Below are 21,873 nucleotides of genomic sequence, written 5' to 3'. Positions count from 1 at the left end.
ATGTACGACTTGCTGAAAACCATCGACGACCCGGCCGCCCTGCGCCGCCTCGATCGCCGCCAATTGCAACCGCTTGCCGACGAGTTGCGCGCTTTTGTGCTCGACAGCGTGTCGCAGACGGGCGGCCATCTCTCGTCCAATCTCGGCACGGTCGAGTTGACCATTGCTCTGCACTATGTGTTCGACACACCGCACGACCGCATCGTGTGGGACGTCGGCCATCAGACGTATCCGCACAAGATCCTGACGGGCCGCCGCGAACGGATGCACACGCTGCGCCAGTTGGGCGGCATCTCCGGCTTCCCGAAGCGCGACGAATCCGAGTACGACACGTTCGGCACCGCGCATTCGAGCACGTCGATTTCCGCGGCGCTCGGCATGGCTATCGCGAGCAAGCTGCAGGGCGACAACCGCATGGGCATCGCCGTGATCGGCGACGGCGCCATGACGGCGGGCATGGCGTTCGAAGCCATGAACAACGCGGGCGTTGAAGACGACGTGCCGCTGCTCGTGATCCTGAACGACAACGACATGTCGATTTCGCCGCCGGTCGGCGCGCTCAATCGCCATCTGGCGCGGCTCATGTCCGGACGCTTCTACGCTGCCGCGCGCGCGGGCGTCGAGCGCGTACTGCGCGTCGCTCCGCCCATGCTCGATCTGGCGCGCAAGCTCGAAGAGCACGCGAAGGGCATGATCGTGCCGGCTACGCTGTTCGAGGAATTCGGCTTTAACTACATCGGCCCGATCGACGGCCATGATCTCGATTCGCTGATCCCCACGCTGCAAAACATCAAGGAACTGCGCGGTCCGCAATTCCTGCACGTGGTGACGAAGAAGGGCCAGGGCTACAAGCTGGCCGAGGCCGATCCGGTGCTGTACCACGGCCCCGGCAAGTTCAATCCGGCCGAGGGCATCAAGCCGGCCTCCGCGCCGTCGAAGAAAACCTACACGCAGGTGTTCGGCGAATGGCTGTGCGACGCCGCTGAACTCGACGCGCGCGTCGTCGGCATCACGCCGGCCATGCGCGAAGGCTCGGGCATGGTGGAGTTCGAGAAGCGCTTCCCGGACCGCTATTTCGACGTCGGCATCGCCGAGCAGCATGCGGTCACGTTCGCCGGCGGTCTTGCCGCCGACGGCATGAAGCCGGTCGTCGCGATCTACTCGACGTTCCTGCAGCGCGCTTACGACCAGTTGATCCACGACGTCGCGCTGCAGAATCTGCCGGTGGTGTTCGCCATCGACCGTGCGGGTCTGGTCGGCGCGGACGGTGCGACGCACGCGGGCGCCTACGACCTCGCGTTCATGCGCTGCATTCCGAACATGATGGTGATGGTTCCGTCGGACGAAAACGAAAGCCGCCAGATGCTGTACACGGCGCTGCAGCAGTCGTGCCCGACGGCGGTTCGCTATCCGCGCGGCGCCGGCACCGGCGTGGCGACGGTCAAGCAGATGGCCGCGCTCCCGGTCGGCAAGGGCGAAGTGCGTCGCGAAACCTCGCAACCGGCGGGCAAGCGCATTGCGATCCTCGCGTTCGGCACGATGGTCGCGCCGTCGCTCGCGGCTGCCGAGCAACTCGACGCCACGGTGGCGAACATGCGTTTCGTGAAGCCGCTCGACGCAGACCTCGTGCGTCAACTGGCGGAAACGCACGACGCCATCGTCACTGTCGAAGAAGGCTGTGTGATGGGCGGCGCAGGCTCGGCGTGCGTCGAAGCCCTGCTTGAGAGTGGGGTTATGCGTCCGGTACTACAATTGGGCCTTCCCGACCGCTTCATCGATCATGGCGATCCGGCCAAGCTGCTCGCCGCATGCGGACTGGACGCCGCGGGCATCGCGAAGTCGATTCGCGAACGCTTCCTGTCGAGCGGCGCGGTCGGCGCGCAATCGTCGGTTAAGCGGGTTGCTTGAGCGGAGGCTTAAGCTGGTCGATCGCATCTGTTGACCAGTCAGGCTAGCCGCTCGATCAACGCGCCGGCCGTCACGATGCGCCATCTCTAACTTGAGTCGATGGGCGTGTGCCCATCATCGAACGCCGGCAGGGGCCGGCGTTTGCCGTTGCGGTTTTTGCTTCGCGCGGCCGCTGACGACTCCCAGACCTGTCGCTTCGCGAACGCCTCAAAGGGGCGACTCTCCATCCACGAAGACTTGCTTCAAGGAGCGGAGATTTTCTGCGAAGTTGAACACAGGGTGGCGAGTCAGCGTCTTCCTGAAAGGACAAGAACATGAATCAGATGAATCCCGCCTTTGTGATGCCCGACGTGCAAAGCACGCCGGATACCCGCCAGATTCCGATTCAGCGGGTTGGCGTCAAGGCGGTGCGCCATCCGCTGACGGTGCGTACACAAAGCGGTGATGCGCAGCCGACGGTCGGCACCTGGAACCTCGACGTCCATTTGCCCGCCGATCAGAAGGGCACGCACATGTCGCGCTTCGTCGCGTTGCTCGAGGAGAACAAGGCGCCACTCGAACCGGCGACGTTCCGCACGATGCTCGCCGCGATGCTCCAAAAGCTCGAGGCCGAGGCGGGCCGCATCGAGGTGTCGTTTCCTTACTTCGTGAACAAGACCGCGCCGGTGTCGGGCGTGCAAAGCCTGCTTGATTACGAAGTCACGCTGACCGGCGAGACGCGTAATGGCGAAACGCGTCTGTTCCTGAAAGTGTTGGTGCCGGTCACAAGCCTCTGCCCGTGCTCGAAGAAGATCTCGCAGTACGGCGCGCACAACCAGCGCTCGCACGTCACGATCAACGCGGAACTGGCAGGCGAGGTCGCGGTGGAAGACCTGATCCGTATCGCCGAAGAAGAAGCATCGTGCGAACTGTGGGGCTTGCTCAAGCGCCCGGACGAGAAGTTCGTCACTGAGCGCGCGTACGAGAACCCGAAGTTCGTCGAAGACCTGGTGCGCGACGTCGCGCAACGTCTGAACGCGGACGAGCGGATCGTCGCTTATGTGCTCGAGGCCGAGAACTTCGAGTCGATCCACAATCACAGCGCGTATGCGGTGATCGAACGCGATAAGCGAGTGGTTTAACGCCGACTGATAGCCGGCAATGACTGAATGAAAAGCCGCTTGCTGAAGCGGCTTTTTTGTCGGCATTTACACGGGATGCGTCGGGCGCTACGTGAAAATCTGACTCACGTTCAGCGCGCGAGCGAGCTCAAATCCCAGCGCGGCTTCACGGTAAACGCGTAGTCCTTGCCCGACTGATCCGGCCAGCGCTGCAGCCGCAACGCACCGGCGAGCGCGATCATTGCACCGTTGTCCGTGCACAGCGACAAGTCCGGGTAATGCACATAGAAGTTGCGCTTTTGCGCCGCCGCCGAGAGCGCTTCGCGCAACTGCCGGTTCGCGCCCACGCCGCCCGCCACGACGAGGCGGTTTAACTTCGTGCGCTTGAGCGCGGCGATCGACTTGGTTGCCAGCACATCGACGGCTGCGTCGACGAAACCGCGCGCCAGGTCCGCTTTCGCCTGCTCGCAGATGTTCGCGCCGCCGAGCTTTTTCGCGTGCGTGAGCACAGCCGTTTTCAGACCGCTGAAACTGAAGTCAAGGTCGCCGGAATGCAGCATCGGACGAGGCAGCACGACCGCGCCCGGCGTGCCGAATTCGGCCATGCGCGAGACTTCCGGGCCGCCCGGATAGCCTAGGCCAAGCAACTTGGCGGTTTTGTCGAAGGCTTCGCCGGCGGCGTCGTCGAGCGTCTCGCCAAGGGTTTCGTACACGCCCACGTCGGTCACGCGCATCAACTGTGTATGGCCGCCCGACACCAGCAATGCGACAAACGGAAACGGCGGCGGTTCGTCGACGAGCAGCGGCGACAGCAAATGCCCTTCCAGATGATGAATGCCGATGGTCGGCTTGTCCCACGCCATCGCCAGCGAATTGGCGACGCTCGCGCCCACCAGCAGCGCGCCCGCGAGCCCCGGCCCTTGCGTGTAGGCGATCGCGTCGATGTCGCCGCGTGCCGCGCCCGCGCGCTCCATCACCTCTTCGAGCAAGGGCAGCGCACGCCGGATATGATCGCGCGACGCGAGTTCAGGCACCACGCCGCCATACTCGCGATGCATCGCGATCTGCGAATGCAGCGCATGCGCGAGCAGGCCGCGCTCGGTGTCGTAGAGCGCGAGGCCGGTTTCGTCGCAGGAGCTTTCGATGCCGAGAACGAGCATGTCTGGTGGGGCTGAAACGGACGCTTGAGAGCGTCCGCAACGCAGAGAAGTAAGCCTGAAAGTATAGCAGCGCGGGCAAGCCGCCGCCGGCCCGCAGGTACAATGCGGCCCCATGGAATCCTTCGATATCGCAGTGATCGGTGCGGGCGCGGCCGGCATGATGTGCGCGGCCGTGGCCGGGCAACTGGGCCGGCGTGTCGTGCTGATCGATCACTCGCAGCGTCTCGCGGAAAAAATCCGCATCTCGGGTGGCGGCCGCTGCAACTTCACGAATCTGTACGCGGGCCCGGCCAATTATTTGTCGGCGAATCCGCATTTTTGCCGCTCCGCGCTCGCACGCTACACGCCGCGCGATTTCATGGCGTTGCTCAAGCGCCATCACGTGACGTGGCATGAAAAGCACAAGGGCCAGTTGTTCTGCAACGAGTCGAGCGACGCGGTCATCAACGTGCTCAAAAGCGAGTGCGACGCGGGGCATGTCGCCTGGCGTACGCCGCTTGCGGTCGAACATGTGAGGCAGGACGCCGAAGGCCGCTTCACGCTGGACACGAATGCGGGTCCGATTGCGGCGCGCGCGCTCGTCGTCGCGACGGGCGGGCTGTCGATTCCGAAAATCGGCGCCACGGATTTCGCTTATCGTCTGGCGAAGCAATTCGGCCACAAGCTGATCGATACGCGCCCCGCGCTCGTTCCGCTGACTTTTGCCGCCGCCGACTGGGAGCCGTTTTCGGCGCTGTCGGGCGTCTCGCTGGAAGTGCGGATCGCGACGGGGAACAAGAAGACGGGCGCCGAATTCGAAGAGGATTTGCTGCTCACGCACCGCGGGCTTTCCGGCCCTGGCGTGCTGCAGATTTCGAGCTACTGGCAGCCGGGCGAGCCGATCCACATCGATCTGCTGCCGAACCAGGATGCGGCTGCCGCGTTGCTCGAAGCGAAGACCGGGACCCGCCGCCAGATCGCGAATCTGTTGTCGGAATGGGTGCCGCAGCGGCTCGCCCACGTGTGGCTCGACACCCATCAGATTCCCGCCGAAGCGCGCGTGGCCGATCTGCCGGACAAGGCGCTACGGCGCATCGGCGAGGCGCTGTCGCGCTGGACGCTCACGCCCAACGGCACCGAAGGCTACCGCAAGGCCGAAGTGACGCGCGGCGGCGTCGACACCCGCGACCTTTCGTCGACGACGATGATGAGCGCCCGCGCGCCGGGCCTGTACTTCATCGGCGAGGCGGTGGACGTCACCGGCTGGCTCGGCGGCTACAATTTTCAGTGGGCCTGGGCGTCGGGCGTGGCGGCCGGCCAGGCTGCCGCGGAGTACGCTCGGGGGGCTTGACGGCGCAGTGGCTTTGTGTAAAAGCTCTGCTATACTCCTGAACCTTTACAAAGTTCCGTTATTGAAAAATGACGACCATCCGCGTAAAAGACAACGAGCCGTTTGAAGTCGCCATGCGCCGTTTCAAGCGCACCATGGAGAAAAGCGGGTTGCTGACGGAACTGCGGGCGCGCGAGTTTTACGAAAAGCCTACGGCTGAGCGCAAACGCAAGAAGGCCGCCGCGGTGAAGCGTCATTTCAAGCGTCTGCGCAGCCAGATGCTGCCAAAGAAGTTCTACTGATTCTGGTGTTGCCGCTGTTGCAGTCCAACGGAACAACGACAACGAACCGGTGACGGCGCAACCAGTGCCGTCACGGAAAACACGGTCTCTTCGGACCAGCCAGCAGGGTCGCATCCACTACGCACAATTGCGTCAACCCGCTTGAGGAAGCAGTCCCAAGCGGGCGTTTGTGTTCATGCGCTGCTTATGCGTGCTTGTGCGTGCTTGTGCGTATGTCCGACGCGGCCGGTTCTCAATTTTCAACGCATTCAGGTGAGTGATGAGCCTCAAAGACCGGATCAACGACGATATGAAAACCGCCATGCGGGCACGTGAGACCGAGCGTCTTGGCACGATCCGGCTGCTGCTCGCCGCGATCAAGCAACGCGAAGTCGACGAGCGTGTGACGCTGGACGACGCCGCGGTGACCGCTGTCATCGACAAGATGATCAAGCAGCGCAAGGACTCGATCAGCCAGTTCGAAGGCGCGGGCCGCACGGATCTCGCCGACAAGGAAAAGGCGGAGTTGGCCATTCTTTCGGCATACATGCCCGAGCAGATGTCCGAGGCGGAAATCGTCGCCGAGGTGCAGGCCGCCGTCGCGCAAACCGGTGCCGCCGGTCCGCAGGACATGGGCAAGGTAATGGGCGTGCTCAAGCCGAAGCTCGCGGGCCGTGCCGACATGACCGCCGTATCGGCTCAGGTCAAAGCCGCGCTCGCGAAGTAAGGCGAAAGCGCGGGCTGTGTGTGTGGTTCGCGTGCCCGCGGTTGAGCGTGGCGCGCGCCGCATCGGGTGTTTCAGGCAGTCATTCAGGCAGCGTCATCTACCTTGATTCCTCCGTCATTCCTGCAGGATCTGCTCAACCGCGTCGATATCGTCGACGTGGTGGGCCGGTACGTGCAGTTGAAGAAGGGCGGCGCGAACTTCATGGGGCTTTGCCCGTTTCACAACGAGAAAAGCCCGTCGTTCACCGTTAGTCCGACGAAGCAGTTCTATCACTGCTTCGGCTGCGGCGCCCACGGCACGGCGATCGGTTTCCTGATGGAACACGTCGGCGCCTCGTTTCCCGAAGCCGTCAACGAACTTGCGCAATCCGTCGGCCTGACAGTGCCGAACGAGCCTTCGCCCGGCTACGGAGGCGCAGGCGGCTCGGGCGGCGGCTATTCGCCGGCCGCTTCCAAAGCAGTCACCACCGCGCTTTCCGACGTCATGCAGACCGCCTGCGATTACTACCGCAAGCAACTGCGCGGCGCGCCGGTCGCGATCCAATATCTGAAGAAGCGCGGCCTGACCGGCGAGATCGCCGCGCGCTTTGGCCTCGGCTACGCGCCGGACGGCTGGCAGAACCTCGAAGCCGCGTTTCCGAACTATCGCGATGACTCGCTGGTCGAATCGGGTCTCGTGATCGTCAGCGAAAAATCGGACGCACAGGGTCAGAACCGGCGCTACGACCGCTTTCGCGAGCGGATCATGTTCCCGATACGCAATGTGAAGGGACAGGTGATCGGCTTCGGCGGCCGCGTGCTGGACGGCGGTGAGCCGAAATATTTGAATTCTCCGGAAACGCCGCTATTTAACAAAGGCAGCGAGTTATACGGCCTCTTCGAGGCGCGTCTCGCGATTCGGGAACAGGGCTACGTGCTGGTCGTCGAAGGCTATATGGACGTGGTCGCGCTGGCTCAATTGGGGTTCCAGAACGCGGTCGCCACGCTCGGCACGGCTTGCACGCCGGTCCATGTGCAGAAGCTGATGCGCCAGACCGACACGGTCATTTTCAGTTTCGACGGCGATTCGGCTGGGCGGCGCGCCGCGCGTCGCGCGCTGGACGCCTGCTTGCCGCATGCGGCGGACAACCGGACCATCCGCTTCCTGTTTCTGCCTGCGGAGCACGACCCGGACAGCTACGTGCGCGAATTCGGCACCGAGGCGTTCGCCGAGCAGGTCGAGCGTGCGATGCCGCTGTCGCAGTTCATGCTGAACGAAGTGCTCGCCGGCAAGGAACTGGATCAGCCCGAAGGCCGGGCGCGCGCGCTGTTCGACGCGAAGCCGCTGTTGCAGGCGCTGCCGGCCAATGCGTTGCGCGCGCAGATCATGCATATGTTCGCCGACCGGCTCGACGTGCCGTTCGACGAGGTGGCCGCGCTCTGCGAGGTCGATTCGCGCATCGCGGCGGCCGCGCGCCTCGCGCCGGCTCGCAAGGACCGGCGCAGCGTGACGGGCATCGAGGAAAAGACGCTGCGCAATCTTGTGATGTATCCGCGCACGGTCGCGGTGCTCGATGAAGAGGCCGAACAGGCGTTGCTGACCGTCACGCGGCACGGCGAGCTATTCGAGGAAGTGACGACGCACGCGCGCGCACTCGGCGATTCGGCGGAGTTCCAGTTGCTCTCCGACCTATTGCGAAACGGTGCAAACGCCCCAACTTTCGAGGAAATCTTTCGCAAAATTCTGGACTATGATGAAAATGTCCGGGATTTGTTGCTGAAGGACCCGGAAGATGCGACCGTCATCGAGGAGCGGCGCGAGCAGGAACGGATCGTCGGAGAGGAGTTGAAAGCGGCGATTCTGAAGATGCGTTACGACGCTTATTGCGATCGTCTCGAGCAGCTTTCGCGGCAATCCCGGCACACGCCGGAGGAGTTCGCGGAACTCGCGGAGCTTAATCGTAAGCGAGCTGACATGAAGCGCCAGCTCGGCTTGTAGGCGGAGCCGCAGAAGCCTGAGTGGTATAATAAAAGGTTTCCAGCGGTTTGTTTTTCAAGGGTTTTCCTAGCAAAGGCGAAAAGGCGATGCGATGGCAAAGACTACAGGTGGAAAGAGCAAAACAGGCCCACGCTCCACGGAGCAGACCGCAAAGGTCGCCTCGGCCAAGTTGGTTTCTTCTACCCGGAAGGTGTCTGCTGCCAGCGTGACACCGGCTGCCAGGAGAAAATCATCGACCACTTCGCCCGCGCAAGCGGAGCCGGCAGGCAAGGCAAAAGGAGTGGCAACGGCGGTCACGAAGACGGCGCAAGCCGTACCGCCTCCGGCTGCGAGGCGGCCGGGTGTCAGAAGCGCAAGGGAAGCGGCTGTCGCGCAGGACGATGCGGCAGTGCGCGAGACTCCAGTATCCACGGTTCAACCGGCTGTTGTCCACCAGCCGCGAGTCGAGACTACAGCCGGTACGGCGAACTCCATGACGAAAAAGCTGAATGAAGTACCCGTCGATGACGACGCAACCCAAAGCGAAGAAACCCCTGTGGCCGCTCCCGGCAAAGTGGAAAAGGCCAAGGCTCGCGACCGCCGTGCGAAAGAAAAGGCGCTGCTGAAAGACGCGTTTTCGTCGTCGCAGCCCGGCACGGTCGAGGAACTGGAAGAGCGTCGTTCGAAACTCCGCGCGCTGATCAAGCTCGGCAAGGAGCGCGGCTTCCTCACATACGCTGAAATCAACGATCACCTGCCGGACAACTTCACCGAGACCGAGGCGATCGAAGGCATCATCAGCACGTTTAACGACATGGGCGTGGCTGTCTACGAGCAGGCGCCCGATGCCGAAACGCTGCTGCTGAACGACAACGCTCCGGCCGCTTCGTCGGACGACGAAGTGGAAGAGGAAGCCGAAGTCGCGCTCTCCACCGTCGACTCCGAATTCGGCCGCACGACCGACCCCGTCCGCATGTACATGCGCGAAATGGGCACGGTCGAGCTGCTCACGCGTGAAGGCGAAATCGAGATTGCGAAGCGGATCGAAGACGGCCTGAAGCACATGGTGATGGCCATCTCCGCGTGCCCGACCACGATCGCCGACATTCTGGCCATGGCCGAGCGCGTCGCGAATGAGGAAATCCGCATCGACGAACTGGTCGACGGCCTGATCGACGCCGACGCGGAAGACGCGGACGGCTTCTCGGTGCAGGAAGCGGAAGCCATCGAGAGCGAAGAAGAGGAAGAAGAGGAAGAGGACGAAGAGGACGAGGAAGAAGACGACGGCACCGCGCAGGCCACGGCCAACGCAGCGCAAATGGAAGCGCTCAAGCGTGCGTCGCTCGAAAAATTTGCCCTCATCAGCGAATGGTTCGACAAGATGCGTCGCGCGTTCGAGAAGGAAGGCTACAAGTCCAAGTCCTATCTGAAGGCGCAGGAAACCATCCAGAACGAGCTAATGACGATCCGCTTCACCGCGCGTACCGTCGAGCGTCTGTGCGACACGTTGCGCGCGCAAGTGGATGAAGTGCGTCAGGTCGAGCGTCAGATTCTGCACACCGTCGTCGACAAGTGCGGCATGCCGCGCGCCGAATTTATCGCGCGTTTCCCGGGTAGCGAAACGGATCTCGAATGGGCCGACAAGATCGTCAGCGAAGGGCATCCGTATAGCGCGATCCTCACGCGGAACATTCCGGCCATTCGCGAGCAGCAACAACGTCTGCTGGATTTGCAGGCGCGTGTCGTGTTGCCGCTGAAGGACCTGAAGGAAACCAACCGGCAAATGGCGGCGGGCGAACTGAAGGCGCGTCAGGCCAAGCGCGAAATGACCGAGGCGAATTTGCGTCTCGTGATTTCGATTGCGAAGAAGTACACGAACCGCGGTCTGCAGTTCCTCGACCTGATTCAGGAAGGCAACATCGGCCTGATGAAGGCGGTGGACAAGTTCGAATATCGTCGTGGCTACAAGTTCTCCACGTATGCAACGTGGTGGATTCGCCAGGCCATTACGCGTTCGATCGCGGACCAGGCGCGCACCATCCGCATTCCGGTTCACATGATCGAGACGATCAACAAGATGAACCGCATCTCGCGTCAGATCTTGCAGGAAACCGGTCTCGAGCCGGACCCGGCAACGCTGGCCGAGAAGATGGAAATGCCGGAAGACAAGATCCGCAAGATCATGAAGATCGCGAAAGAGCCGATCTCCATGGAAACGCCGATTGGTGACGACGACGATTCGCATCTTGGCGACTTCATCGAAGACACGAACACGGTCGCGCCCGCAGACGCCGCGTTGCATGCAAGCATGCGCGATGTCGTGAAAGACGTGCTCGACTCGCTGACGCCGCGTGAAGCCAAGGTGTTGCGCATGCGTTTCGGTATCGAGATGAGCACTGACCACACGCTCGAGGAAGTCGGCAAGCAGTTCGACGTCACGCGTGAGCGGATTCGTCAGATCGAGGCGAAGGCGCTGCGCAAGCTGCGTCACCCGAGCCGGTCCGACAAGCTGAAGTCGTTCCTTGAAGGGAACTGATCGACGCGATTGTCTGAAGCGTTGTTAGCGGCACATGATGTCAAAGGGGCTTCCCGGTCGTTTCGCAAAAGCGAAGCGGTTGCGGAAGCCCCTTTTTCATGTAGTCGGCCAGTCAGAAGGCGGGCCGCACGCGAAGCCCTTCGTTGTTTGCATCCGATACGGTAAAATCCCGAGTTCTCAGGGCCTCTAGCTCATGCCTGGTTAGAGCAGCGGACTTAGCAAAGGCTCACCTAAACCATGCAGCTTGGCATGGTGAGTCGTGAATGGGTTGCCTTGGGGTAAGTTAGCTCTGCCCCCTGGTAGAACTGCTCAAATTCGGGGAAACCTCTGCTGCTCGCAGCGTGGCAATCCCGAGCGAAGCTCTCTTTGAGAGAACGTGTAGAGACTGAACGGGCAGGTCGTAAAGACAAGAGACAGTCCAGACCACAAACCCGAAAGGGGCGGCGAAAGCCGTAGCTGGGTAGCATAATCCGTTGGTGCCGTGTTCGACTCACGGGAGGCCCACCAAACATTTCGAAAGCCACTCATCGCGAGTGGCTTTTTTCTTGGTGCGTGCCTGCGCGTTGCCGTCTACGCATTGAACAGTTCGCTGCGCGCGGCGTCGATGATCATCGCGACAGCCGGATGACTGATGCGGCGCTCGATCGAGATCGCGAAGAATTCCTCGACGATCGTATTGATCTGGCCGACCGTGGTCAGTTTGTGTTCCGCCTGCAACTGCGCCTCGAGCACGGTCGGCGCGAACAGCAGACCGCGTCCTTCGCGGCCGAACGCGAGGGCCATCGCGCCGTCATCGAATTCGCCGACGATCCGCGGTGAAATCGCGCGCGACGCGAGCCAATGATCCAGCTTGCGGCGCACCGCCGACTCCGTGCCGGGCAGCAGCAGCGGCAACTGACCGAGCGACAGCGGGAAGCGTTTGCGAACGCCCTGCAGCAGCGACTCGGCGCCAAAGCAGCTTAACGTCGAACGGCCGAGCCGGTGATTGAACGCCTTGATGTTGACGTCGGCGGGAATGGGCGCATCGGCGATGATCAGATCGAGCCGGTGCACGGCCAGTTGCGCGAGCAACGCATGCAGCTTGCCCTCGTGACAGATCACACGCAGCGACACCGGCGCGCTCAGCGCGGGTTCCAGCAGCCGGTAGGCGATCGCCTTCGGCACCGAGTCCGCGATGCCGACACGAAACCGCGATTGCGTGCCGACCTCTTTCTCGCGGCGCACCGCGCTTTCCAGTTCCGAACCCAGTGAAAAAATTTCGTCCGCATAGTCGAGCGCGAGCCGTCCCGCGTCGGTGAGTTCGAGCGTGCGTCCGCTCTTTCTGAACAGCTTCTTATCCAGCGCTTCTTCGAGGAGCTTGATCTGACCGCTCAGCGTTTGCGGCGTGACATGCAGTTGCTCGCCCGCGCGCACGATCCCGCCCGCGTGCGCCGCGACCCAGAAGTAATACAGATGCTTGAAGTTCACGCGTTCCTCCGTCGATTCAGCAACGTTACGGTTTTTACGAATGATCAGCAATAAAAATACGAATTTTCCGTCGTCTGGACTTCGGCTAGATTGAAGGCTCGCAGGTCGTACGTTGCAAATTGCCGGCAGACCAGCGGCAAACATGGCGACCGAAGAAAATTACCGTCCGTAAGCTAGTCGCGTGTGAAGACGACGCGCGAGGCGGGCGCCCCGGTTCATCAAGAGAGGTTTATATGCATACGCAAGCCATCAATCAGTTCCGCCGTGTCGCCAGTAAGGTGACGCGCGGCACCGCGACGCTCGGTCTCGCGGCCGTGCTGGCGCTCGGCGCGCTGGCGGCCAACGACGCCGAAGCGAAGCGCGTCGGCGGCAGTCAAAGCATCGGACGCCAGTCGCAGATGGCGTCGCCGTCCGCTCCGGCGCAACGAAGCCAGCAGGCTCAGCCGGCGCAGCAGGCCGCGCAGGCGCCGGCCGCGGCGCCCGCGCGCAACCGTTGGCTCGGTCCGCTGGCCGGTCTCGCCGCCGGCTTCGGCATCGCCGCGTTGCTGTCGTCGCTCGGACTGGGCGCGGGGCTCGCGCAAATGCTGTCGAACATGCTGCTGATCGGCCTCGTCGTGATGGCCGGCGTGATGCTGTTCCGCTTTATCGCTAATCGTCGTCGTCCGGATCTGGCTTATGGACAGGGCGCCGCGAGCCGGTCGCAGGGCAACGGTTCGCCGTTCCAGCACCCGAACCAGAACGGCCAGGCGCGGCCCGATACGAATTTTTTCGGCACGCAGCGCGCCGCGACGAATCCGGTCGCTGCAACGGGCGCATTCAGCGCGCCGTCGCAGCCGCTCGGGCTCGATCAGGCTGAACTGGTGACGTCGGCGAAAACCATGTTCATGCGTCTTCAACGTGCATGGGACGCCAACGAGCAGGGCGACCTGTTCGAGCTGACCACGCCTGAGATGTTCGCGCAGCTCAAGCGCGATCTGGAGGGCCGCGGCAGCCAGCCGAGCCGTACGGAGGTGCCGCAACTCGATGCGGAAGTGCTCGGTGTCGAAAGTACGGCAAACGAAACGTTCGTCAGCGTGCGCTTCTACGGCCAGATGCGTGAGGACGATGCACCGACCGCGCAACCGTTCCAGGAGGTCTGGAATATTGTCCGAAGCGCGCATACCGGAGATACGTGGCGACTCGCGGGCATTCAGCAACTGGATCGTTAAGCGAGCGAAGGAACTACGCCTGACCGGATGCAATCGGTCGGGCGTGTGTGCGAGAGGGCGTGCATCTTTTGGTGCGCGCCCTCGTCAAAAAAAGAACAACGTCAATCTATGCGCTACATGCGCGCCTCTCCTAATACACCGTTGTCGGCGGACCGCATCTGCCGCGGCATCGTCGGCAGCGGTCCCCACGGCACAACCTCTTTCCTCCGGCCGTAAAAACATTTTCTGCGTGCGGTTTTCGCCGCCTCAACGACGAGACACGCACCCGGTTACCGGCTAAGTTAACGTCGGCACCGAAAGACGCGCCCCCGCGTCGCGCCACGCAGAGGACGAGCGAATGCACACGGACACTTTGAGCTTCACAAAAACCAACGCCGGCGTGGACTGGGCACGCGTGCGCGAGTCATACCCGAAGCAGCATCCGCTGCTCAATCTGAACAACGCCGCCGTGAGTCCGCCGCCGCTGGTTGTCGAGCAGGCGGTCATCGACGCCTATCGCTTCGTCAGCAAAAATCCGGACGTCAACATGTGGACCGGTCTGGATGCGAAGCTGCCGGACATCAAGCGGCAGTTGGCTGCACTAGCCGATTGCGCCGCCGACGAAATCGCGCTCAACCGGAACGCAAGCGAAGGCCTGAGCGTGGCGATTTTCGGCATTCCGTTGTCGGCCGGCGAGCGGGTGCTCGTGTCTCCGTGGGACTACCCGAGCGCACTTGGCGGCTGGCAGCAGCGGCAGACGCGCGAGGGCATTGTTGTCGACACGGCCGCGTTCGATCCGCTTGCAAGCGACGACGAAATCGTCGCGGCGTACTCATCCGCGATGCGTTCCGGCACGCGCGCGCTTCACCTGACGCATATGCTTCACTGGACCGGCAGAGTGCTGCCTGTCGGCCGCTTGTGCGCGCTCGCGCGAGAGCGCGGCATCATCACCGTTGTCGATGCAGCGCAGTCGTTCGCGCAGATGCCGGTGAGCTTCCGCGAACTCGGCTGCGATTTCTTCGTCACGAGTTTGCATAAGTGGCTCGGCGCGCCCGTCGGCAATGGCATGCTGATCGTCAATCGACAGCGCATACGCGAGACCTGGCCGCTGCTCGCTCCGTTCGATGCCGCGCCGGATGCCATCGACAAATTCGATCACTGGAATCTCGGCACCTATAACTCGGCGCTGCAAGCGGGCATCGAACCGGCGATTCGCTTCCATCAGGCGATCGGCGCCGCCAACATTCATGCACGGCTCAGCGCGCTGACCCGTTACTGGGCAGCACGCGCCGCGGACATCGCCGGCTTACGCTTTCACACGCCGCTCGACACGGAAACGCTCGGCGCCGTGAGCCTCTTTTCTATCGAAGGCGTCGACGCCCTGCGCGTCGAGCGTACATTGCGGGAATCGTTCGCGATTCACGTCAAGTACCGTTGCGTCGGCGAGCTGCAAGGCCTGCGCGTGTCGCCGCATATCTACATGAACGAAGCGGACCTCGACATGTTCGTCGATGCCCTCCGCGCGGCCGTCAGGGACGCGCGCGCATAAATCGCCGCCTCGGCTAGCAGCAAACGGACGGGCGCTTTCGCGCCTCGTCCGCCATCGCCACCTTCCCCGCCATCGCCGAAAAACCACCGCGCTCGACGGTGTATACCCCATTGCCAGCATTTTTTTCGCATGAAACACTGCGACTATCTGCTGTGCCGGACACGATTCCGATATATCAGACGACCAACTTCAGCCGCGCGATCACTTCTGTCCCGCCGATAGCGGACATGCCGCGAAGACCATGCTGATCGCCGTTTCTTCCACGCACGAAGCTTCAACACCAGACCGGGATCGAAAATGAGATTTGTCAGGGAAAGCGCACGACTTGCCTCTTTGTTTGCCGCGGCCGCGTTGCTCACGCTCGTGGGCTGTACCAAGGTGACGCCGCCGGAACAAAGCGCCGGAGCCGATTCGACGCTCAAGCAGGTCTTGCAGCGCGGCACGCTGCGGGTCGGCGACTGCCTGACCTTCGCGCCGTTCGGCTTCTACAACAAGGACGGCCAACCCGACGGCTACGACGTCGACCTCGCGAAAGAACTGGCGAAGCAGATGGGCGTCAAGCTCGAGGTCGTCAACACGACGAGCGCGAACCGCATTCCGAACCTGCAAACGAGCAAGGTCGACGTGGTGTTCTGCAACTTCACGCGCAACCTGGAACGTGCGAAGGAAATCGCCTTCACGAATCCGTATGTGGTGGCGAGCGAGGCGCTGCTGGTCAAGAAAAGCAGCGGCATCAAGTCGATCAACGATATGGCCAATCGTACGATTGCGACAGTGAAGGGTTCGACGAACGGCGACGAAGTGCGCTCGCTGAACATGCAGGTCAAGATTCAGGAGTTCGACAGCTCGCAGGCCGCGATTCTCGCGGTGAAGCAGGGGCAGGCGGACGCGATGATCGAGGACAACAACTTTCTGGCCTATCAGGCATCGCTCGATTCGAATCTGACGGTCACCAACGAAGCGCTTGTGCCGCTGGAGTACAACGCGTTCGGCGTGAAGGCGGGCGATCAGGTGTGGCTCAATTACCTGAACCTGTTCCTCTTCAACATCAATGCGTCGAAACAGAATGCGCAGCTCTACAAGAAGTGGTTCGGAACAGAGCCGCGTTTTCCGCTGAATCCGCAGTACTGAATGCGCGCATGCAAGTTGTTGTTCAACGGACGGAGGAACCATGAGCTATGAATGGATAACCCTCGCGGGTTATTTGAACGATTTCGTTCGCGCGTCGTGGCTGACGCTCCAGGTCACGCTGCTGGCCTTCGTTCTGTCGATGGTGCTCGGCTTGCTGACCGCGCTGGCGAGCGCGTCGCGCGTGCGGCTGCTGAGAGGTATTGCGAGCGTTTATATCGAGGCGATCCGCAATACGCCCGTGCTATTACAGATATTCATCGTGTTCTTCGGGTTGCCGTCGCTCGGCATCACGCTCAACGCTTATACGGCCGGCGTAATCGCATTGGGTGTGAACGTCGGCGCCTATCTCGCCGAGGTATTTCGCGCCGGCATCCAGTCGGTGCCGCGCGGACAACTCGAGGCCGCGTCGATTCTCGGGCTCGAACGCTCGCAGATTTTCATGGAGGTTGTGTTGCCGCAGGCGGCGCGCGCGGTTTATCCGGCGATCGTCAACAACCTGATTCAGTTGCTGCTGGGCACGTCGCTTCTGTCGGCAATTGCGCTGCCTGAATTGAGCGGCACGGCGACTGTCATCAATGCTCGCACGCTGCTCTATATCCAGACGTTCACGATCACGCTGATTGCGTATCTGTTCCTTAGCAATGTGCTGTCGTGGGTCGCGGGCCAAATCGGCGTGCGCGTTTTTCATCCGCCGCTCGAAGTGAAGAAACGCACGCGGCGACTCTTTCTTGTCGCACGACAGGCCGATCGCACCTGAGCGCTGAAACCGGAGACCGAACATGTCGAGCGAATTGTTAATGACGAGCCTCGCCATCCTTTTTCAGGGATTGCTCGCGACACTGCTGTTGTCCGCGGCGGCGATTGTCGGCGGAACGTTGATCGGCCTGCTCGCAGCCGTGCTGCGTTCGTTCGGGCCGTGGGGCACGCCGACCGTCGCACGGCTCTATACCGAACTGTTTCGCGGCACGCCGGTGCTCATCACGCTGATGTTCATCTACTTCGGCGTGTCCTACTTCGGCTACGCGATCGATGTATTCGCCGCGGGCGTCGTCGGCTTAAGCGTTTATCAGGGCGCCTACATTGCCGAGGTATTCCGCTCGGGCATCGAAGCGGTGCCGAAAGGCCAATGGGAAGTCGCGCAGATTCTCGGGCTCAGCAAGACGCAGGCGTTCTTCTCGGTGATCTTGCCGCAGACGGGAAAGATCGTGATGCCGCCGCTTATCGGCCAGTACTTATCGCTGATCAAGGACACGTCGATTGTGAGCATGATCGGCATGTCGGAATTGATGCATGGCGGGCAGGCCATCGTCGACCGGATTGGCAAGCCGGTTGAGATTTATGGACTCGTTGCCGTGCTTTATTTCATCGTGTGCTTTCCACTATCGCAGTGGGTGCGCCACCATGACCGAAGAAGGAGCCTGCTGTCATGACCACAGTCACTACGTCGAAGCCGATTATCAAACTCACGGGCGTCGGCAAATCGTTCGGCGCCACGCAGGTCCTGAAGGAAATCGATCTCGACGTGCGGCCGGGCGAAGTACTCGTGCTGATCGGCGCATCGGGTTCCGGCAAGAGCACGGTGCTGCGCATCATGAGCGGCCTTGAAACAGCCGATGCGGGCGAAGTCTGGGTGAACGACGTGCCGCTTCACGATGCACGTCGCGCGAAGGAGATTCGCGGGCACGTCGGCATGGTGTTCCAGCAGTTCAATCTGTTTCCGCATAAGACCGCGCTCGGCAACGTGACGCTGGCGCTCATCAAGGCGCGCAAGATGAATGCGGCCGACGCGCGCAAGCGCGGCATGGAGGCGCTCGACAGAGTAGGTCTCGCGGACCGCGCCGAACACTATCCGAGCCAGCTCTCCGGCGGCCAGCAACAACGTGTGGCCATTGCAAGAGCGCTGGCCGTCGAACCGGGCATCATGTTCTTCGACGAAGCCACGTCCGCGCTCGACCCGGAGCTCGTCGGCGAAGTAACGGAAGTCATGCGCGGACTCGCGCGCGACGGGATGACGATGGTCGTCGTCACACATGAAATGGGTTTCGCGCGCAAAACGGCCGACCGTGTCGTGTTCATGGATAAAGGCGTGATCGCGGAGCAAGGTGCGCCTGAGCAGATCTTCGTGAATCCGCAGAACGAACGCACGCGGCAGTTCCTGCATCGCGTGCTCGACCATTGAGGGGCCGCACGGCGCATCGCCCGCCGCATGCCAGACTCGCGTCACATAACAGATACAGTGCGAACCCTATCGCTGACGGAGTTGAATGAATGTCTGCACCGGAATCAACCAGGGCCAGGGGAGTCGATCGCGTGATCGGCATTCTGAAGCAGTTGCATATTGCGCGGCGCCCGATGACGATGCGCGAGTTGATCGAAGCGACGGGCGCGCCGCGCTCGAGCATCTACGAACTGGTGACCATGCTCACGGAAGCGGGCTGGCTCGAGACAACGCCCGACGGCAGCGTGTTCTTCGGCCGCGAGATGCATTACTACGGGGCCGACTATGCGGTTCACAATGATCTGATCAGCCGCGCGCACCAGGCGATTCTCGGACTCGTGCGAACCCACGACGAGACCGCGCAGTTGTGCATGCTCGAAGGCAACAAGTACACGGTAGTGCTGTCGGAGAACAGCTCGCGGCCGTTCAATATCAGTTCCGACATTGGCGTGAAGGTGCCGATTCCGTGGACGGCGTCTGGACGCCTGCTGCTCGCTCATTTGCGTGCCGACGAAATTCGCAGCCTGATTCCAGACGATGACTTCGTGCTCGACAACGGCAGACGCATTGACTTCGACGATTTCGTTCATGACGTGCAGCGCGCCGCCGAACAGGGGTACTGCTGCACGGAAGGCTTGTCTCACACTTTCCGGCTCTGCATGGCCGCGCCGATACGCGATCGCACGGGTCTTCCCGTCGCGGCGCTGTGCTTCATGACGAGCCGCGATACCGATCCCGAGAAGCGCGCGACGATGCTTGAAGATCTGATCAGGTCGGCGAAGGCCTTGTCGCAACCTTATGTGCGGTTGTAGATCTCAGCGTGGTTCGAAGTGCAACGACATATGCACTTCGTCGTACCGCTTTCCTTCGACAATCATCGAGCCAGGCTCGAGTCCGAACTGTTTAAATCCGAGCGATGAATAAAGCCGGATAGCGACATCGTTGCATGCGTTGGCCGTGATGTTGACTTGCGTAATGCCAGGCACCGACTGCGCAAAACGGATCGCCTCGCTGACGAGGGCTCTGCTGACACCGCGGCCTCTTTGTTCCGGTGCGACGTAGACGCCCCAGACGAACGCCTTGTGGCGCAACTTGGTGTGGTTCTCGCGTCCGAGTCCTGCAATGCCTATTAGCTGCGTGTCGTGGAACGCGCCAAAAACTCCGTGGTCGTCCTGCTTCGTTAACTGCCTTTCGATGTCATCGGATGAACGATGCACTTCTTCTTCATAGCTCGACGCGAACGATGTGGGCGTCTCCTTCAGTCCTGAAAGACGCAGGGCTTGAAAGGTCAGCGCGTCGGATGGAACAAGTTGGCGAATGAGCAATTTGGCGGTCTCCGTGACGGGCGAAGAAGGTGTGGCAAAGCGCGGCTGTTGAGCGGAAGAAAAATCCTCGTTGAACTCGTCTTCGCCGTGAACTTCAGCGCTTACTTTAAAGGATCACGAGTAATCTGCCGAGAGCCAATGCGAGGCTTGCCATTTGATCCCTTGCATGGTGTGCACAGGCACTCAGGCACAATACGAGGCACGCGGCGACTGCGCGACGAACTGCGTTGTTCTTCATCTGGTTTCCAGGTAGTGGCAATGCGGCCGCGTTTCGAACCTTCGTTCAGGAGCCATTCAATGGAAACCAGCATCACAGTCATCGCAGCCGCGCTTGCCTTCGTGGGCGGTCACTTCGCACACACGTTGCTCGGTGGCCTGGTTGTGTGGCTTGCCGCTACGTGGGCGCATATTCCGCTTTCGGGCTTCGCGGCAGGCATCTGGCGCTGGCTTTGAGTCGGAAGCAAACATCGCTTCTAATGGTTACGATACATAGATGATTCGTCATCCGAACAGTTTAACGCGCGAGATATGCTGATCTCCTATTTCTCCAGCGGCGATGCGATTCGCAGTCGGCGCGTGAGCGACGTCGTGCTGTCGGGCGTCGTCGATATACCCATGCCCCCGCAGCGTGTGTTAATGGATTGGGAAAGAGAAACCTCGTCGCGCATGAACCTGGAACCTGGCGACGTCGAGGCGATGCCTTTCGCGCGAACGCGCGTGCGTTGGCCGGACTACCCGCGTTGCGTGCAGGCGATGTCGGACTGGACGCACTCACTCGGATTACCCGGCGTGCTGGCCTCGAGCGACGTAGCGTTGATGGCGTGCCGCGGCGCGAGGTATCACCACGACGCCGAGCAGTATGGCGGCGCGGCGTTCTGCAATCTCTTCCTCACCGAAGACCAGGGCTTCGACGTGCATTTCGCGGGCACAGGTCAGCGTATTCCGTTGACGCGCGGCACGGCGCTGATATTCGACACCGGCCAGCCTCATGGTGTAATCCGTCGCGACAGCAGCGGTTTTAATGCGAGCGACTTCACGCTGGATCAGCATTGCGTGCAGATGTTCCTGACGTGGGAGCTTCCTATCGAAGACGCGCATGTGGCGCGCGCGCTTCACATTGACTTCGACGTTGCTGCATTGCCCGCCTCGCATCCAGACACAGAGCAAGTGTTGCTGGACGGCCAACCGGTAGTCGTATGCGAGGAGTCTGGCCGCTGGCGCCGGGCCGACTGAACCGCGGCGCGATGCGCATGTCGTTGCACGGCCGCGCTCGCCTGTATCATGGCGGGCTTGCATCCGACCGCACGCTTGCGTCGATGGTCGGCGCAAAACGCATCTAGCAGCGGTGCCGCCACGCGGCGCACGCGCATTCTTTCACGACGACTCACAGGAACATCGCCATGACGGCCGCTACGCAATTCGATCAGGTTTCCGTTATCAAACGCGCCAACGTCTACTTCGACGGCAAATGCGTGTCGCACACCGTTCTGTTCGCCGACGGCTCACGCAAGACGCTCGGCGTGATCCTGCCGGGCACGCTGAACTTCGGCACCGACGCGCCGGAACTGATGGAAGTGCAGGCGGGCCAATGCCGCATCCGCCTCGAAGGCAGCGACGAGTGGAAAACCTATAGCGCGGGGGAGTCGTTTTCGGTGCCGGGCAAAAGCCGTTTCGACATCGACGTGATCGAGACGCTCGACTACGTTTGCAGCTATCTGTAAACGCAATCGAGCGACGTCATAGGGAAGAATGAAGATGCTGGAGTCCCGGAACAGGACTCCAGCCGACGCAGCGATGCGTGCGTCGATGTGTGCGTGTCAGACAGTGCGGCGAACCATCAATTCCTTGATCTTGCCAATCGCCTTCGTCGGGTTCAGTCCCTTCGGGCAGACGTCGACGCAGTTCATGATCGTGTGGCAACGGAACAGACGGTACGGATCTTCGAGGTTGTCGAGCCGCTCGCCGGTCGCCTCATCACGGCTATCCGCGATAAAACGATAAGCCTGCAACAGACCCGCC

General features: G+C 61.7%; 20 protein-coding genes and 1 pseudogene. 17 read left to right on the top strand and 4 right to left on the bottom strand.

Annotated features, from left to right (window positions below):
• Entirely contained in the window at positions 1–1,908 is a 1,908-nt protein-coding gene (dxs, locus tag C8K18_RS26800; RefSeq protein WP_006047654.1) for a 1-deoxy-D-xylulose-5-phosphate synthase, read from the top strand.
• Between the two features lie 314 nt (positions 1,909–2,222).
• Entirely contained in the window at positions 2,223–3,029 is an 807-nt protein-coding gene (gene folE2, locus C8K18_RS26795) for a GTP cyclohydrolase FolE2 (RefSeq protein ID WP_053859668.1), read from the top strand.
• Between the two features lie 110 nt (positions 3,030–3,139).
• On the opposite strand, the gene tsaD is transcribed toward folE2, so the two are convergent.
• On the bottom strand, positions 3,140–4,168 hold the full coding sequence (gene tsaD, locus C8K18_RS26790; protein WP_029971448.1) for a tRNA (adenosine(37)-N6)-threonylcarbamoyltransferase complex transferase subunit TsaD: 1,029 nt from the start codon (positions 4,166–4,168) through the stop codon (positions 3,140–3,142).
• A 112-nt stretch (positions 4,169–4,280) separates the two neighbouring features.
• Here tsaD and C8K18_RS26785 point away from each other — a divergent pair, with 112 nt between their 5' ends.
• The 5 genes from C8K18_RS26785 (at position 4,281) to rpoD (ending at position 10,977) form a co-directional block, all read left to right on the top strand.
• Positions 4,281–5,498 (top strand): NAD(P)/FAD-dependent oxidoreductase, encoded by a 1,218-nt coding sequence (locus C8K18_RS26785; RefSeq protein WP_107710475.1) that lies wholly within the window; start codon positions 4,281–4,283, stop codon positions 5,496–5,498.
• 68 nt (positions 5,499–5,566) lie between these two features.
• On the top strand, positions 5,567–5,779 hold the full coding sequence (rpsU, locus tag C8K18_RS26780; protein WP_006047658.1) for a 30S ribosomal protein S21: 213 nt from the start codon (positions 5,567–5,569) through the stop codon (positions 5,777–5,779).
• 259 nt (positions 5,780–6,038) lie between these two features.
• On the top strand, positions 6,039–6,485 hold the full coding sequence (locus C8K18_RS26775) for a GatB/YqeY domain-containing protein (RefSeq protein WP_006047659.1): 447 nt from the start codon (positions 6,039–6,041) through the stop codon (positions 6,483–6,485).
• 102 nt (positions 6,486–6,587) lie between these two features.
• Positions 6,588–8,462: a DNA primase gene (gene dnaG, locus C8K18_RS26770; RefSeq protein WP_107710476.1), complete on the top strand. Its 1,875-nt coding sequence runs from the start codon at positions 6,588–6,590 to the stop codon at positions 8,460–8,462.
• A gap of 91 nt (positions 8,463–8,553) precedes the next feature.
• Entirely contained in the window at positions 8,554–10,977 is a 2,424-nt protein-coding gene (gene rpoD / locus C8K18_RS26765) for an RNA polymerase sigma factor RpoD (protein WP_107710477.1), read from the top strand.
• A gap of 570 nt (positions 10,978–11,547) precedes the next feature.
• Here the strand turns inward: rpoD and nhaR are convergent.
• Entirely contained in the window at positions 11,548–12,444 is an 897-nt protein-coding gene (nhaR, locus tag C8K18_RS26760) for a transcriptional activator NhaR (RefSeq protein ID WP_006047663.1), read from the bottom strand.
• A 233-nt stretch (positions 12,445–12,677) separates the two neighbouring features.
• Between nhaR and C8K18_RS26755 the strand changes: the two genes are divergently transcribed.
• The 7 genes from C8K18_RS26755 (at position 12,678) to C8K18_RS26725 (ending at position 19,341) form a co-directional block, all read left to right on the top strand.
• On the top strand, positions 12,678–13,652 hold the full coding sequence (locus tag C8K18_RS26755; protein ID WP_107710478.1) for a Tim44 domain-containing protein: 975 nt from the start codon (positions 12,678–12,680) through the stop codon (positions 13,650–13,652).
• Between the two features lie 337 nt (positions 13,653–13,989).
• Positions 13,990–15,180, top strand: coding sequence for an aminotransferase class V-fold PLP-dependent enzyme (locus C8K18_RS26750; protein WP_107710479.1), 1,191 nt, complete (start codon positions 13,990–13,992; stop codon positions 15,178–15,180).
• A gap of 297 nt (positions 15,181–15,477) precedes the next feature.
• Entirely contained in the window at positions 15,478–16,311 is an 834-nt protein-coding gene (locus C8K18_RS26745) for a transporter substrate-binding domain-containing protein (RefSeq protein ID WP_053859662.1), read from the top strand.
• Positions 16,312–16,351: 40 nt separating this feature from the next.
• The gene (locus C8K18_RS26740; protein WP_006047667.1) at positions 16,352–17,068 is read left to right on the top strand and encodes an amino acid ABC transporter permease; all 717 of its coding nucleotides are present in this window, start codon (positions 16,352–16,354) and stop codon (positions 17,066–17,068) included.
• A gap of 22 nt (positions 17,069–17,090) precedes the next feature.
• The gene (locus tag C8K18_RS26735) at positions 17,091–17,741 is read left to right on the top strand and encodes an amino acid ABC transporter permease (RefSeq protein ID WP_006047668.1); all 651 of its coding nucleotides are present in this window, start codon (positions 17,091–17,093) and stop codon (positions 17,739–17,741) included.
• Positions 17,738–18,490, top strand: coding sequence for an amino acid ABC transporter ATP-binding protein (locus C8K18_RS26730; protein ID WP_006047669.1), 753 nt, complete (start codon positions 17,738–17,740; stop codon positions 18,488–18,490). The genes C8K18_RS26735 and C8K18_RS26730 overlap by 4 nt, the downstream gene beginning before the upstream one ends.
• Before the next feature lie 89 nt (positions 18,491–18,579).
• Positions 18,580–19,341, top strand: a complete 762-nt coding sequence (locus C8K18_RS26725) for an IclR family transcriptional regulator (protein WP_029971455.1) — start codon at positions 18,580–18,582, stop codon at positions 19,339–19,341.
• A 3-nt stretch (positions 19,342–19,344) separates the two neighbouring features.
• Here the strand turns inward: C8K18_RS26725 and C8K18_RS26720 are convergent, their stop codons facing one another.
• The gene (locus C8K18_RS26720; protein WP_107710480.1) at positions 19,345–19,854 is read right to left on the bottom strand and encodes a GNAT family N-acetyltransferase; all 510 of its coding nucleotides are present in this window, start codon (positions 19,852–19,854) and stop codon (positions 19,345–19,347) included.
• Between the two features lie 297 nt (positions 19,855–20,151).
• Between C8K18_RS26720 and C8K18_RS33860 the strand changes: the two genes are divergently transcribed.
• The 3 genes from C8K18_RS33860 to C8K18_RS26705 all read left to right on the top strand — a co-directional run bounded on the left by C8K18_RS33860 (position 20,152) and on the right by C8K18_RS26705 (position 21,575).
• Complete coding sequence (locus C8K18_RS33860; protein WP_244231059.1) at positions 20,152–20,307, top strand: hypothetical protein; 156 nt, start codon at positions 20,152–20,154, stop codon at positions 20,305–20,307.
• 75 nt (positions 20,308–20,382) lie between these two features.
• A complete protein-coding gene (locus C8K18_RS26710) occupies positions 20,383–21,087 on the top strand; it encodes a hypothetical protein (RefSeq protein ID WP_107710481.1) in 705 nt (234 codons plus the stop codon).
• A gap of 167 nt (positions 21,088–21,254) precedes the next feature.
• Positions 21,255–21,575 (top strand): pyrimidine/purine nucleoside phosphorylase, encoded by a 321-nt coding sequence (locus C8K18_RS26705; RefSeq protein WP_025602071.1) that lies wholly within the window; start codon positions 21,255–21,257, stop codon positions 21,573–21,575.
• Between the two features lie 96 nt (positions 21,576–21,671).
• Here C8K18_RS26705 and sdhB read toward each other — a convergent pair.
• Positions 21,672–21,873: pseudogene (gene sdhB, locus C8K18_RS26700) on the bottom strand (succinate dehydrogenase iron-sulfur subunit); the annotation flags it as partial.

Origin of the sequence: Paraburkholderia sp. GV068, from assembly GCF_003058125.1 — a bacterium.
GTDB lineage: Bacteria > Pseudomonadota > Gammaproteobacteria > Burkholderiales > Burkholderiaceae > Paraburkholderia > Paraburkholderia graminis.
Note: the sequence above shows the minus strand (reverse complement) of the source record. Positions and strands in the feature narration are given on the sequence as shown.